This window comes from Roseibium suaedae, assembly GCF_900142725.1.
Lineage (GTDB): Bacteria > Pseudomonadota > Alphaproteobacteria > Rhizobiales > Stappiaceae > Roseibium > Roseibium suaedae.
In genome coordinates this window covers 215,527-228,325 of the sequence record NZ_FRBW01000001.1, presented here as the reverse complement: position 1 = coordinate 228,325, position 12,799 = coordinate 215,527, and the positions used below count along the sequence as shown (strand labels likewise).

Sequence of the window (12,799 nt, the reverse complement as noted above, 5' to 3'; positions counted from 1 at the left end):
ATGGACCTATCAATTCTCAGCGCCCTCAATGAAGAGCGCCTTTCCCGCCGTGCCACCATTCTCGTCACCGACACCACGACCGGGCAACAGCGGCTGGTGCGCAAGGGGGATGACACCGCCACTGACCCGCTCGCCGACGAATTCAGCCGGCGGTTCCGGTCGGGAAAATCCGGCATGATCGAAGGACCGGACGGCGCGTCCCTGTTCCTGACGGTCAGCGTGCCGCCTCCGCGGCTGGTGATCATCGGCGCGGTTCACATTTCCCAGGCCCTCGTTCCCATGGCCGAGGCCACTGGTTTTGACGTGACGGTCATCGATCCGCGCACCGCCTTTGCGACAGAAGACAGGTTTCCGGCTGGAAAACTGCGCGCCGAATGGCCCGAGGATGTCCTGAAGGATCATCCACTCGATTCCTACACGGCTGTCGCTGCGGTTACCCATGATCCGAAGATCGATGACATGCCCCTGATCAGCGCGCTCACCTCCGGCTGCTTCTATGTTGGCGCGCTCGGAAGCCGGAAGACCCATGGCAAGCGCCTGGAGCGGTTCCGTGCCGAGGGCGTTAGCGATGCCCAGATCGCCCGGATCGATGCGCCCATCGGCCTCGACATAGGCGCCTCCTCTCCAGCCGAAATCGCCGTTTCCATTCTCGCCGGCATCATCAAGGCCCTGCGGAAGGAACCAGAGCCCGCAGCCGGAGTTGCATGATGGAGTTTGGTCCGGTTCCGACTGCCGATGCTGAAGGCTGCATTCTGGCGCATGCAACGCGGGCTGGAACGGCTGTCTTCAAGAAGGGCCGGAGACTGAGCAAGGAAGATATCGCCCAGCTTCAGAAGGGCGGCATCGAGAACCTGACGGTCGGACGTCTGTCCTCCGGCGACATCGGCGAAGACGCTGCCGCGGAGTTGATTGCCGAGGCAGCAAGGGGCGGCAATCTGGAGACAGATGCACCCTTTACAGGCCGGGTCAATCTCTATGCCTCAGCCTCAGGTGTCTTCACAGTCGACCGGCATGCCGTCGATGCCATGAACCGCATCGATCCGGGCATTACCATCGCAACCCTTGCCGCCTATGAGCAGGTGGAAGCGGGACGGATGGTGGCTACGGCGAAGATCATTCCCTTTGCCGTAGGCGGGAAACAGGCCCAGACGGCAGCCGAGGCGATCAGAAATGCCTTGGACGTCGCGCCTTTCCGGCCCCGAATGGTGGGTCTGGTCGCAACCTGTCTTCCGCATCTCAAGCCCTCGACCATGGACAAGACCCGCCGTGTGTTGAGTGCCAGGCTCGGCCCAAGCGGCAGCACGCTCATTGCCGAAGAACGAGTGGCGCACACAGAAACGGCCGTTTCAAAAGCCCTGACCCGCCTGCATCAGCTTGGCGCCGATTTCTTCATTCTCTTTGGAGCCTCGGCCGTTGTTGACGAGGACGATGTCCTGCCCGCGGGCATCCGTCTTGCAGGTGGCACGGTCGAGCATTTCGGCATGCCGGTGGATCCGGGCAACCTGCTTCTGACAGGCAGCTTCCAGGGTCATCCCGTGATCGGGGCCCCTGGTTGCGCCCGCAGCCCCAAGGAAAACGGCTTTGACTGGGTTCTGAGCCGGCTGCTTGCAGATATACCGGTTACCCGCCAGGACATTACCGGCATGGGCGTCGGAGGACTTCTCATGGAAATCAGCTCGCGGCCACAGCTTCGCACCCAGAGCCCGGCGCAGACCCGCAAGGATGCCCCCCACCAAGCCGATCCGAAGGTTGCCGCGATCATTCTGGCGGCCGGAAAGTCCAGCCGGATGGGCGGGCCGAACAAGCTCCTGGCGCATCTTCACGGCAAGAGCCTGATCCGGACTGCCGCAGACGCTGCAATTGCAAGCAGTGCCGGGAAGACCATCGTCGTCACCGGACATATGGCCGACCCCATCAAGGCCGAACTTGCCGGGACCGGCGTCCATATCGCGCATAATCCTGACTTTGCCGAAGGAATGGCGGGCTCGATCCTCGCAGGTCTGGAGCAAGCCGGGGAAGACTGCGACGCAGTCCTGATCATGCTTGGCGACATGCCGGCCATCGGCAAAGATGTGCTGAATGGAATGATCAGCCAGTTTGCCGCCTCCCCTGAAACGCCAATTATCGTCGCCACCGCGGATGGCAAGCGTGGCAATCCTGTACTGTGGGGCAAACAGTTCTTTTCCGACCTTCGCCGGCTGGAAGGCGACATTGGTGCCCGTCACATCATCGCCGCCAATCCGCAACTCGTCGGAGAATACGAAATCGGCAGTGCCGCACGTCTTGATCTGGACACGCCCGAAGCACTTGCAGCGGCAGGTGGTGCGTTTCCGGATGTAAAGGAATCGTAAACAAACGGTTCCAGCACAAGTAGTTTCTCTGTTCTCTTTCCGATCATCAGTAAAGATGACAGGAAACTCCGGTATGCAGGAAATGCATCGCTCCCATGCTCACCGAACTATTGCAAATTTATGACGGCGCGCATATTTGTCTCCTCGCGCACGTATGAACGCCCATTCTGGGGCGGACCTCCCGCTTGTTCTACGCGCAAATGACATCCGGCAATCGACTGAAACTGTTCGGATCCCATTCGGGATGCTCGAGCGTATTCGTTGTACGCCTTCGAAAGATAATAAGGATAAGTTCCATGGATACTCTGAGCCTCCCGCGTCCCGGTTGCTGCAAATGGGCAGAAGGCGATGCCGGTCAATACACGTTCCCCTGCTCCCGCCGCGTTGAAGCAGGCACGTCCTATTGCGATGAACACCGCTCCATCGTCTACATCCCGCCGGAAGAGCGCCGCCGGTCCCGTTCCTCGGGCGGCATGAGCGGCTCCTTCAAGCGCCTTGCGGCCTGAAGTCGGCAGGACATTGACGAAAAAAGCCCCCGGTCAGAAATGACCGGGGGCTTTTTATTTGGGATGGGTCCCGGTTGACGTCAGGCGGCCCGGACCTCGCCCAGGAAACTCTCGACCATCCGGCGCATATCCGTTGCCCGGTCCGTAAGCCGGGTCGCTGCATCAACCACAGTGGCGGCTGCCGTGTCGGTTTCAGCCGCAGCATCCGAAACCCGCGCAATGCTGGATGTCACATTGCTGGTGCCCTTGAAGGCCTGATCGACGTTCAGCGAGATCTCATTGGTGGCCATCGACTGCTCCTCGACAGTCGCCGCAATTGCGGAGGCCACCTGGTTCATCTCGTCAATGATACGGGAGATGGACTGAATGCCGCCCACGGCTTCGCGCGTCTCGTTTTGAATGGCAGCGATCTTGGCCGAAATTTCCTCCGTGGCCCGGCCTGTCTGGCTTGCCAGTTCCTTGACCTCAGCCGCAACCACGGCAAACCCGCGGCCAGCATCGCCCGCCCTTGCCGCTTCAATGGTGGCGTTGAGCGCCAGAAGGTTGGTCTGCTCTGCAATGCTGGAAATCAGCGCAATCACTTGGCCAATGTCCTCGGCAACCGCCGCCAATCCGCCAATCTGGTCATTCGTCCGCTTTGCCTCATCAGCAGCCTGCCGGGCAATTCCTGCAGAATGAGACACACTTGAACTGACTTCCTGCAGAGATGCGGACAATTCCTCCGTTGCGCTGGCAACGGTCTGAACATTCGACGTAGCCTGGGTCGAAGCGCTCGCCACCATAGTTGCCTGATGGCTAGTGTCCTGTGCATTGCCGGTCATTCGGGCTGCCGTCTGCTGCAGGCCAGAGGCTGCCTCTCCCACATCAGCCAGGATCTGCATCACCTCCCGGTCGAAGTGTTCGACTGCCAGTCCCACGCGTCCATTCCGCGCCTCGCGGGCAGCCCTGTCCTGCTCCTGCACGACCTCGAGCCGCTGGCGTTCCAAAACGCCGTCCCGGAAGCCTGCAATAGATCGGGCAACCGCACCGATTTCATCCTTGCGAACCACCTCTGCGAAAGCCGCTTCCGTGTTGCCAGCCGCGAGTTCACCTGCATCGCGCACCAGTCGCATCAAGGGACGGGTAATCGCCTTGGACAGGACCACAGCCAACACGAGTGCAAGCGTGAAGGCGATGGCGGCCACAGTGCCAACCTGCCAGATCGTTGCCCCCATCTGGCTCCGCATGGTTACGGACAGGTCTTCTGCCTGCTGGCCACTGCTATCCTTGAGCTGTCCCGCAGCAGCGCTGATCTTTTCTGCGGACTGCAGCAACGGGCCATCGCGAAGCGCGTTCAGGCTGGCGAGGATTTCCCGCAACCGGGCCGCCCCCTCAAAGAACCGTCCGGTCTGCGCGAGAGCTTCTTCACGCAGCTTGCCCAGATCCCCTTCCTTGGCCTTGGAGGATAGGCGCTTGAAGCGCGCCTCCATGGCATTCTGCTGCTTCTGCATCTCATCTATGTCTGCCGGATCATTCGATCTCAGATACTGGGACAAGGCGATGCGCGCAGAGAGAAACTTTTCGTTCGCCTGTGAGGCGATCGCAGCGACATCCGCGTTCTTGGCACGTGTGGCAGTCGTACTGAGAGCCGACAACTTGCCCGAAGCAACCGGCCCCACCAGAGACATCGTGTTCGAGACGAGATCGGTCCGTTCCGCATAGAGCTCAACAACGCTCTTCAGCGCTATATCAAAATCCGCCAATCCACTTTCGATTTCCCTTAGCGCTGCAACCTGTATCTGGCCGGTTTCAGCATCGAGAAGAGCGCTGATTGCAGCGATCTGGTCTTGCGTCGACTTAAGATCAGCAGCACTTTCTGTTCGCATATAGCGGTTCAGCGAAATCATGGTGCGTGACATGGCTGCATCCAGGCTCGATGCATTCAGGGCTGCCTGATTGCTGGCCTCCAGACGCTCGACGCGCGATCCAACCAAATCGAAATTGATTGCCGACCAGCTGCCCACCGCAGCGATCAGCAGTGCGACCAATGCAAATCCCATCAGGATCTTGCTACGGATACTCATGATGCCTCCCAACCCCAAATACAACCCTTGGAGGCGATCAGCATCCGCTCTGCTTCTTAATATAAGCTTTTCATTTGTTCGGATGGCGAACTTAAAAATATTTTCACGACCAACTTCTTCTTAATCAGAGTAATGAAAATATTTTCAACAACATCATCATCCAATTTTTTGTACGTAATCTTCCAATATTATTTCAACATACAGGATCGAAAGTTACGTTGAGAAACAATTCTTGAAATATCAGCAATTCTGTCCGGAAAGAGAAAAAGGCGCGGTCAAAGACCGCGCCTTTCGCATAAGATCTGCAACTTGGCTGGATCAGGCTGCCTTGAGCGCCTGTTCAACTTCAAGAAGCTGAGCGAGCGTTTCCTGAGCCTTGCGCTTGGCTTCCGGATCCTTTGCGTCAGACACATCTTCCTGTGCGTCCTTGATCTGCTGAGCCAGGACTTCCGGCTTCAGATCGGACACGGGAACTGCCTGTTCAGCAAGAACGGTCAGGCCGCCAACGGCAACGTCTGCGAAACCGCCACGCACAAAGAACTCAGTCACGGAACCATCGGCCTTGTGGACCTTCAGGATCCCCGGCTTGATGGTGGACATGAACGGGCTGTGGTTCTTCAGAACGCCGAATTCACCTTCGGTGCCCGGTACGACAACCTGGGTGACTTCTTCGGACAGGAGCAGGCGCTCAGGGGAGACCAACTCGAACTGAAATACTTCGGCCATCTGGCTTGTCCCTTGTGAAACTTGCGCGGACCGCGCGCCCCCTGGGCGGCAATCCGGAAAATCAGGTCCGGGCGCCTGGTCTATCAGGCGCCCGGAATATTGGATCAGGCAGCTTCTGCAGCCAGACGCTGAGCCTTTTCGATCGCTTCGTCGATGGAGCCAACCATGTAGAAAGCCGCTTCCGGCAGATGGTCGTACTCGCCGTCGACGAGGCCCTTGAAGCCCTTGATGGTGTCTTCGAGAGCAACGAGCTTGCCCGGAGAACCGGTGAAGACTTCTGCCACGAAGAACGGCTGGGACAGGAAGCGTTCGATCTTACGAGCGCGGGCCACGGTCAGCTTGTCTTCTTCAGACAGTTCGTCCATGCCCAGGATCGCGATGATGTCCTGGAGAGCCTTGTAACGCTGCAGGGTGCCCTGAACGGCACGTGCGGTGTTGTAGTGCTCATCGCCAATGATGCGGGCGCTCAGCATGCGGGACGTGGAGTCCAGCGGATCCACTGCCGGGTAGATGCCCTTTTCAGCGATCGAACGGTTGAGAACCGTCGTTGCGTCGAGGTGGGCGAAGGTCGAAGCCGGCGCCGGGTCGGTCAAGTCATCGGCAGGAACGTAAACGGCCTGCACCGAGGTGATCGAACCCTTGGTGGTGGTGGTGATGCGTTCCTGCATCGCGCCCATGTCGGTCGCCAGCGTCGGCTGGTAACCCACTGCGGACGGGATACGGCCCAGCAGAGCGGACACTTCGGAACCGGCCTGGGTAAAGCGGAAGATGTTGTCCACGAAGAACAGCACGTCCTGACCCTGGTCACGGAAGTGTTCTGCAACGGTCAGACCGGTCAGAGCAACACGTGCACGGGCTCCCGGGGGCTCGTTCATCTGGCCGTAAACAAGCGCAGCCTTGGAGCCTTCTCCGCCGCCTTCCTTGTTAACGCCGGACTCGATCATTTCCCAGTAAAGGTCGTTGCCTTCACGGGTACGCTCACCGACGCCTGCGAACACGGAGTAACCGCCGTGCGCCTTAGCGACGTTGTTGATCAGTTCCATGATGAGAACGGTCTTGCCGACGCCTGCGCCGCCGAACAGACCGATCTTGCCGCCCTTTGCGTACGGAGCCAGAAGGTCAACGACCTTGATGCCCGTCACGAGGATTTCAGCTTCGGTGGACTGCTCGATGAATTCCGGAGCTTCCTGGTGGATCGCACGCTTTGCATCGTGAGCGATCGGGCCAGCTTCGTCCACCGGCTCGCCGATCACGTTCATGATGCGGCCCAGGGTGCCATCGCCGACCGGAACCGAGATAGCGGTACCGGTGTCAGTTACTTCCTGACCGCGGACCAGACCCTCGGTGGAGTCCATTGCGATGGTACGTACAGTGTTTTCGCCCAGGTGCTGAGCAACTTCGAGCACAAGACGGGTGCCCTGGTTCTCAGTTTCAAGAGCGTTCAGGATCAGCGGCAGGTGGTCATCGAACTTGACGTCGACAACGGCGCCGATGACCTGGGTGATCCGTCCGACTTTTTTGTCAGCCATATCCCTAATCCTCGATCCGGCTAGATCAACCTGCTTGTCTGCGTGGGTCACAGAGAAACAGACCTGTTGATCGTTGGTACTTGTTCCAAGCATCCAGCCCGCGCCCCGTGGGACGCAGGATGCTCTTAGAGCGCTTCAGCGCCCGAGATAATTTCAATCAGTTCTGTCGTGATCTGCGCCTGACGCTGGCGGTTATAGCTGATCGTCAGTTTATCGATCATGTCACCGGCGTTGCGGGTCGCGTTGTCCATTGCGGACATACGAGCACCCTGCTCGGACGCAGAGTTTTCCAGGAGAGCCCGGAAAATCTGGACAGAAATGTTGCGCGGCAGCAGGTCCTCGAGGATCTCCGCTTCATCGGGCTCGTATTCGTATACGGCCGATGCTCCGGCATCCGCTGCAGCATCCTTCTTCGGCAGAACTGCCGGGATCAGCTGAAGCGCGGTCGGGATCTGAGCGATGACCGACTGGAATTCGGAGTAGAACAGCGTACAGACATCGAATTCGCCGGCCTCGTACATCGACAGGACAGTGCCTGCGATCTCGTGGGCATCGGAGAAACCAACGTTCTTCACGCTGCGAAGATCCACAACCTTGATCACAAGGCTGCCGAACTCGCGCTTGATAGCGTCGTAGCCCTTCTTGCCCACGCAGATGATCTTCACCTGCTTACCCTGGGCAATGAGGCTGCGCGCCTTGTCACGCGCGAGCTTCGCAATGTTGGTGTTGAAGCCGCCGCAGAGGCCGCGTTCGGCAGTCGCAACGACCAGGAGATGAACCTGATCGTTGCCCGTGCCGGACATCAGCTTGGGGGCGTCATCGCGGCCTTCAAAGGCTACCGCGAGATTAGCCAGCACTTCGCCCATGCGTTCAGCATAGGGCCGCGCGGCCTCCGCAGCTTCCTGAGCACGACGCAGCTTCGCCGCGGCCACCATCTGCATGGCCTTGGTGATCTTCTGCGTCGCCTTCACGGAAGCGATGCGGTTTCGTAAGTCCTTCAGGCTCGGCATGGCCGCCCCTGCTCCTTATCCCGACTGCGTTCTCAGGCGAAGTTCTTGGCGAATGCGTCCAGCACAGCCTTGAGCTTGGCTGTGAGATCAGCATCCAATGCCTTCTTTTCCCAGATCGCGTCCAGGAGTTCCTTGTGCTCACCGCGCAAGTTCAGCAGAAGACCTTCTTCGAAGTCGCGAACGCGGTTTACCGGGAACTTGTCGAGGTAGCCGTTCACGCCAGCGTAGATCACCGCAACCTGTTCTTCCGTCTTGAGCGGGGAGAACTGCGGCTGCTTCAGCAGCTCGGTCAGGCGCGCGCCACGGTTCAGCAAACGCTGGGTGGTGGCATCGAGGTCGGAACCGAACTGGGCGAAGGCGGCCATTTCACGATACTGGGCGAGTTCACCCTTAATCGGACCTGCAACCTGCTTCATCGCCTTGATCTGAGCGGACGAGCCCACGCGGGACACCGACAGACCGACGTTCACGGCCGGACGGATACCCTGGTAGAACAGGTCCGTTTCAAGGAAGATCTGACCGTCGGTGATCGAGATCACGTTGGTCGGAATGAACGCGGACACGTCGTTACCCTGGGTTTCGATGACCGGAAGTGCGGTCAGGGAGCCCTTGCCGTTGTCGTCGTTCAGCTTCGCTGCACGTTCCAGAAGACGGGAGTGCAGGTAGAAAACGTCGCCCGGGAAAGCTTCACGTCCCGGCGGACGGCGGAGCAGCAGGGACATCTGACGGTAAGCAACAGCCTGCTTGGTCAGATCGTCATAGCCGATCACGGCGTGCATGGAGTTGTCGCGGAAGAACTCACCCATGGCGCAGCCGGCAAACGGAGCCAGGAACTGCAGGGGAGCTGCGTCGGAAGCGGTCGCTGCAACGACGATGGAGTATTCCAGCGCGCCGGCATCTTCCAGGGTCTTCACGAACTGAGCAACGGTGGAGCGCTTCTGACCGATAGCAACGTAGATGCAGTACAGCTTTGCATCTTCATCGGAACCCGCATGGAGCGGCTTCTGGTTCAGGAACGTGTCCAGGATGATTGCGGTCTTGCCGGTCTGGCGGTCACCGATGACCAGCTCGCGCTGACCACGGCCAACCGGGATCAGGGCGTCAATGGCCTTGAGGCCGGTGGACATCGGCTCGTGCACGGACTTGCGCGGCAGAATGCCCGGAGCCTTGACGTCCACGCGACGCTTTTCGGTGAACTCGATCGGGCCCTTGCCGTCCAGCGGATTGCCGAGCGGATCGACAACGCGGCCGAGCAGACCCTTGCCAACCGGAACTTCAACGATGGCGCCGGTCCGCTTGACGGTGTCGCCTTCCTTGATTTCACGGTCGGAACCGAAAATAACGACACCAACGTTGTCGCTTTCCAGGTTCAGAGCCATACCCCGGATACCGCCCGGGAATTCAACCATTTCACCAGCCTGAACCTTGTCCAGACCGTACACACGAGCAATACCGTCACCGACGGACAGCACCTGACCGACTTCGGAAACTTCGGCTTCCTGGCCGAAGCTCTTGATCTGGTCCTTGAGGATAGCGGAAATTTCCGCGGCCCGAATATCCATCAGCCGACCTCTTTCATCGCGAACTTGAGTGAGTTGAGTTTGGTACGCAGCGAGGTGTCGATCATGCGGGAACCGATCTTGACCACGAGGCCGCCGATCAGAGCAGGATCCACCTTTGCCGAAATGTTTACGGACTTGCCAGAAGAGGCAGAAAGAGCCTGCTTCAGGGCAGCGACCTGATCGTCGGACAGCGGAGCTGCCGAAGTGACTTCAGCCGTTGCCTCGCCACGCTTGTCAGCGAGCAGGGCACGGAAGGCCTTGATCATGTCGGGAAGAACGAAGAGGCGGCGGTTGCGCGCAGCCAGCTTCACGAAATTTGCAGCAAGTCCAGCGATCTTTGCCTTGGCCAGCACAGCAGAAAGGGCAGCAAGCTGCTCCTCAGCACTGAAGGCCGGGCTCTTCACAAGACGGACGAGATCAGCGCTTTCATCGAGGAGAGCCTCGAAAGCTGCAAGATCGCGTTCCACGTCTGCGGTCACGCCCGTTTCCTCGGCAGAATCGAGGAGAGCGGAGGCATAACGCTTGGCCACGCCGGATACGAGAGATACGTTGTCAGTCACCAGGTCCGAGCTCTCTGACGCATTTCAAAGACCCGCAAAACTGTCGCCAGAAGCAAGCCATTGAAATATTGAGTGAATTCTGGATCAGAAGGTAAGACGGCAGAACCGTTCCCCCAAAGCCGCGCCTCAATTAGCACAGGGTTTCATGGTGTGCAACTTCACCGAAAGGCGGTAAAGCGCCATTTCTTGCTGTTTTTTGCGTGACTGTCATAAAAATTGCTGCGGGTCGATGTCGATCTGAACCCGTAAACCCTTGATAGGCTTGGGCGCATGGGCAAGCCAGTGGCGCAGATAGCCCTGAAGATCAGTTTGTCTCGGTGCCATCAACAACAGACGATATCTGTACCGTCCGCGCACCATGGCCAGGGCGGCTTCCGCCGGCCCCAGCACGGTAATCGTGCTTTCCGGCGGCGCTGAACGGGCAATGGCCCTTGCGAATCCCTCCGCCATCATCTTGTCCGGCCCGGAAATGACCAGCGCCGCCAGCCGTCCGAAGGGAGGCAGTCCGGCGGCACGGCGGTTCGCAATTTCCGCCTGATAGAACGCATCCCTGTCCTGGGACAAAAGGGCCTTCATCACGGGCTGATCGGGAGAATAGGTCTGCAGGAACCCCTTGCCTCCGCCTGTGACACGGCCGGCACGGCCCGTCACCTGCGCCAAAAGCTGGAATGTCTTCTCCGCGGCGCGAGGATCTCCATGGGCGAGCCCCAGATCCGCATCCACGACACCGACCAGACGCATCTTGGGGAAGTTGTGACCCTTGGCGACAAGCTGCGTACCGATCACAATGTCGGCACCGCCCTCCTCCACGATCTTCATTTCCCGCCGCAGACGGTCCGGCCCGCCCGGCAGATCCGATGACAGAATCAGGGTGCGCGCCTGCGGGAAGAGATTTTCGACCTCTTCCGCGATTCTTTCCACACCGGGTCCACAGGGCACCAGCGACCCGGTGGACGTGCAGGAGGGACAGTTCTGGGGAATGCTCTCGTTGTGGCCGCAATGGTGACAGACCAGCTTGTTCTGGAACCGGTGCTCTACGAGCCAGGAGCTGCAATGGGGACACTGGAACCGGTGACCGCAGGTCCGGCACAGGGTCAAAGGCGCATAGCCGCGCCGGTTCAGAAACAGCAGGGACTGAGCCCCATCGGCAAAGGCCTCACCAATCGCACCGATCAGTTCCGGGGCGATCCAACGGCCCCGTTCCGGGCCTTCCGTGCGCATATCGATCGCCTTGAGGTCCGGCATGGCCGCGCCACTGGCACGCTCGGGCAGCACAAAGCGGTTGTAGCGCCCCAAATCCGCATTGACGCGGCTTTCGACCGAGGGCGTCGCAGAGGCCAGAATCACCGGAAACCTGGACAAGTGTCCGCGCACGACCGCCATGTCGCGCGCACTATAGGGCACGCGGTCATCCTGCTTGAACGCACCATCATGCTCTTCGTCGACGATTATCAGACCGAGATTCTCGAAAGGCAGGAACAGCGCCGACCGCGCGCCGATGACCACGCGGACAGAACCGTCCGCCACTCCGCGCCATGTCCGCGCCCGGGCTTTCGGGGTTATCTCCGAATGCCACTCTGCAGGATAAACCCCGAACCGCTTTTCAAAACGGCGCAGGAACTGCTCTGTCAGGGCGATTTCCGGCAGCAGCACCAGGGTCTGGCGGCCCCGGCGCAGGGCCTCGGCAATCGCCTCGAAATAGACCTCCGTCTTGCCTGAGCCAGTTACACCGTCAATCAGGGAAACAGCCGTCCCCTTCGAAAAGCTCTCGACAAGTCCTTCCGCTGCCGCCTGCTGCGCGGGTGTGAGTGTCGGCGGCGCAAAGTCGATCTCCGGCAAGGGCGGCGGGGGAGCAGCAGGCAGATCCACCGTTTCCAGCACTTCCTGCTGCAATAGCCCATCAATCACCGAGACCGAAACACCGGCAGCATGAGACAGACCGCTGCGGGTCCATGCCCGGCCGTCTGCCAGCGTCTCAAGAACCTTCTGGCGTGCAGATGTCATGCGGTCCGGTTCGGCCCCCGCAATCAGCCTGACGCCCGGCACAGGAGGCTCCTCCTCCAGTGCCTCTTCGGATCTCAGAACCATGCGCAGCACCATCCCGGGAGCTGCCAGGGTCCAGTTGGCCACCCATTCGACGAATTTGCGCAACTCCGCATCCAGAGGCCGCGCATTCTCATACACGTGGGAAATTGCTTTCAGCTTCTTCGGATTGATCGCAGCATCCGGTTCGCCGTCCCAGACAGCGCCGAGCACTTCGCGGGGACCAAGCGGCACACGAACAATCATCCCCGGCTGCACATGCACACCAGGAGGCACCCGGTACGTATAGGGTCCCGGTACAGCCACCGGCACCATCACGCTGGCGATGGTCTCTGTTTCTTCTGGATCGTCGAACAGCACGGCGCCTGTCTTCCCTGGCAATGGCAATCCACTACCGAGTATTTCTGAGGTACGTACCCCAATATTCGGAGCCAAAGCCGAATCAGGGT

10 protein-coding genes are annotated in these 12,799 nt (G+C 59.7%); 3 read left to right on the top strand and 7 right to left on the bottom strand.

Going from position 1 to position 12,799, the window contains the following annotated elements:
- The 3 genes from BUA94_RS01005 (at position 1) to BUA94_RS00995 (ending at position 2,857) form a co-directional block, all read left to right on the top strand.
- Positions 1 to 708, top strand: a complete 708-nt coding sequence (locus tag BUA94_RS01005; protein ID WP_175557969.1) for an XdhC family protein — start codon at positions 1 to 3, stop codon at positions 706 to 708.
- Positions 705 to 2,351, top strand: a complete 1,647-nt coding sequence (locus BUA94_RS01000; RefSeq protein WP_328586266.1) for a molybdopterin-binding/glycosyltransferase family 2 protein — start codon at positions 705 to 707, stop codon at positions 2,349 to 2,351. Before BUA94_RS01005 ends, BUA94_RS01000 begins: the two co-directional genes overlap by 4 nt.
- Before the next feature lie 296 nt (positions 2,352 to 2,647).
- Entirely contained in the window at positions 2,648 to 2,857 is a 210-nt protein-coding gene (locus tag BUA94_RS00995; protein WP_073007646.1) for a hypothetical protein, read from the top strand.
- Between the two features lie 80 nt (positions 2,858 to 2,937).
- Here the strand turns inward: BUA94_RS00995 and BUA94_RS00990 are convergent, their stop codons facing one another.
- From BUA94_RS00990 to BUA94_RS00960, 7 genes are all read right to left on the bottom strand, one after another.
- On the bottom strand, positions 2,938 to 4,920 hold the full coding sequence (locus BUA94_RS00990; RefSeq protein ID WP_139250974.1) for a methyl-accepting chemotaxis protein: 1,983 nt from the start codon (positions 4,918 to 4,920) through the stop codon (positions 2,938 to 2,940).
- Between the two features lie 318 nt (positions 4,921 to 5,238).
- Positions 5,239 to 5,646, bottom strand: coding sequence for a F0F1 ATP synthase subunit epsilon (locus tag BUA94_RS00985; protein WP_073007643.1), 408 nt, complete (start codon positions 5,644 to 5,646; stop codon positions 5,239 to 5,241).
- A gap of 104 nt (positions 5,647 to 5,750) precedes the next feature.
- Complete coding sequence (atpD, locus tag BUA94_RS00980) at positions 5,751 to 7,175, bottom strand: F0F1 ATP synthase subunit beta (protein WP_073007640.1); 1,425 nt, start codon at positions 7,173 to 7,175, stop codon at positions 5,751 to 5,753.
- A gap of 125 nt (positions 7,176 to 7,300) precedes the next feature.
- On the bottom strand, positions 7,301 to 8,185 hold the full coding sequence (locus BUA94_RS00975; protein ID WP_073007637.1) for a F0F1 ATP synthase subunit gamma: 885 nt from the start codon (positions 8,183 to 8,185) through the stop codon (positions 7,301 to 7,303).
- Positions 8,186 to 8,217: 32 nt separating this feature from the next.
- Positions 8,218 to 9,747 (bottom strand): F0F1 ATP synthase subunit alpha, encoded by a 1,530-nt coding sequence (gene atpA / locus BUA94_RS00970; RefSeq protein WP_073007634.1) that lies wholly within the window; start codon positions 9,745 to 9,747, stop codon positions 8,218 to 8,220.
- Entirely contained in the window at positions 9,747 to 10,307 is a 561-nt protein-coding gene (locus BUA94_RS00965) for a F0F1 ATP synthase subunit delta (RefSeq protein WP_073007631.1), read from the bottom strand. Before BUA94_RS00965 ends, atpA begins: the two co-directional genes overlap by 1 nt.
- Positions 10,308 to 10,514: 207 nt before the next feature.
- Positions 10,515 to 12,710, bottom strand: coding sequence for a primosomal protein N' (locus BUA94_RS00960; protein WP_073007628.1), 2,196 nt, complete (start codon positions 12,708 to 12,710; stop codon positions 10,515 to 10,517).
- Between the last annotated feature and the right edge of the window lie 89 nt (positions 12,711 to 12,799).

Coding starts and splice junctions, on each gene's coding strand:
- BUA94_RS01005 (WP_175557969.1), top strand. CDS start 1: ATGGACCTATCAATTCTCAGCGCCCTCAATGAAGAGCGCCTTTCCCGC.
- BUA94_RS01000 (WP_328586266.1), top strand. CDS start 705: ATGATGGAGTTTGGTCCGGTTCCGACTGCCGATGCTGAAGGCTGCATT.
- BUA94_RS00995 (WP_073007646.1), top strand. CDS start 2,648: ATGGATACTCTGAGCCTCCCGCGTCCCGGTTGCTGCAAATGGGCAGAA.
- BUA94_RS00990 (WP_139250974.1), bottom strand. CDS start 4,920: ATGAGTATCCGTAGCAAGATCCTGATGGGATTTGCATTGGTCGCACTG.
- BUA94_RS00985 (WP_073007643.1), bottom strand. CDS start 5,646: ATGGCCGAAGTATTTCAGTTCGAGTTGGTCTCCCCTGAGCGCCTGCTC.
- atpD (WP_073007640.1), bottom strand. CDS start 7,175: ATGGCTGACAAAAAAGTCGGACGGATCACCCAGGTCATCGGCGCCGTT.
- BUA94_RS00975 (WP_073007637.1), bottom strand. CDS start 8,185: ATGCCGAGCCTGAAGGACTTACGAAACCGCATCGCTTCCGTGAAGGCG.
- atpA (WP_073007634.1), bottom strand. CDS start 9,747: ATGGATATTCGGGCCGCGGAAATTTCCGCTATCCTCAAGGACCAGATC.